Genomic DNA, 1,124 nt, shown 5'->3' on the forward strand with positions numbered 1-1,124 from the left:
GCGCGCGGCAATTTCATTCGACGCAGGAGTTAGAGAATATTGAGTAGCGAAGGATCGAACACGGAGAGCGGGGACCGTCGCCGCCCGGCCGTCGGTGTCGTTCGTGAGACGAACGACGGCGAGCGGCGGGTCGCGCTGGTGCCCAAGGTTGTGCCCTCACTGATCGCGAAGGGCCTCGATGTCATCGTCGAGGCCGGTGCCGGACAGAACGCACTGATCCCGGATCAGGCATACAAGGAAGCGGGCGCCACGATCGGCGACGCGTGGTCGGCCGACATCGTCGTCAAGGTCGCACCGCCGTCGGACGCCGAGGTTGCCCGGTTGGCGTCGGGGCAGAAGCTCATCGGCTTCCTCGCCCCGCGCAACGCGGAGAACCAGATCGGTGCACTGGCCACCGCTGGAGTCGAGGCGTATGCCGTCGAGGCCATCCCACGTATCTCGCGTGCCCAGGTGATGGACGCGTTGTCGTCGCAGGGCAATGTGTCGGGTTACAAGGCCGTGCTCGTCGCTGCCTCGGAATCGACGCGTTTCTTCCCGATGCTCACCACTGCTGCCGGCACCGTGAAGCCGGCGACGGTGCTGGTGCTCGGTGTGGGTGTTGCGGGTTTGCAGGCTCTGGCCACCGCCAAGCGTCTCGGTGGTCGTACGACCGGGTACGACGTGCGTCCCGAGGTCGCCGATCAGGTGCGGTCGGTGGGTGCGCAGTGGCTCGACCTCGGTATCGATGCCGCGGGTGAGGGCGGGTACGCCCGTGAGCTCACCGAAGAGGAGCGCGCTGCGCAGCAGCAAGCACTCGAGAATGCCATCAAGGGTTTCGATGTCGTGATCACTACCGCGTTGGTGCCGGGTCGTCCCGCGCCGCGTCTGGTGACGGCCGGGGCTGTCGAGGGTATGAAGGCCGGTTCGGTCATTGTCGACCTCGCCGGGGAGACCGGTGGTAATTGTGAGCTCACCGAGCCCGGGCAGACCGTTGTCAAACACGATGTGACGATCTGTTCGCCGTTGAACCTGCCCGCGACGATGCCGGAGCACGCGTCGGAGCTCTACTCGAAGAACGTGTCCGCGTTGATCGAGCTTCTGCTCGACGAGAGTGGTGCGCTCGCGCCCGATTTCTCGGACGAGAT

The 1,124-nt window shown here is 65.6% G+C and carries 1 protein-coding gene; it reads left to right on the forward strand.

Annotation, left to right across the window (positions count from 1 at the left end; genetic code table 11):
* Positions 1–39 precede the first annotated feature (39 nt).
* A partial coding sequence (locus Q7514_RS33105; RefSeq protein WP_330137391.1) for an NAD(P) transhydrogenase subunit alpha occupies positions 40–1,124 on the forward strand: 1,085 nt, incomplete at its 3' end.

Origin of the sequence: Rhodococcus artemisiae, assembly GCF_036327795.1 — a bacterium.
Taxonomy (GTDB): domain Bacteria; phylum Actinomycetota; class Actinomycetes; order Mycobacteriales; family Mycobacteriaceae; genus Rhodococcus; species Rhodococcus artemisiae.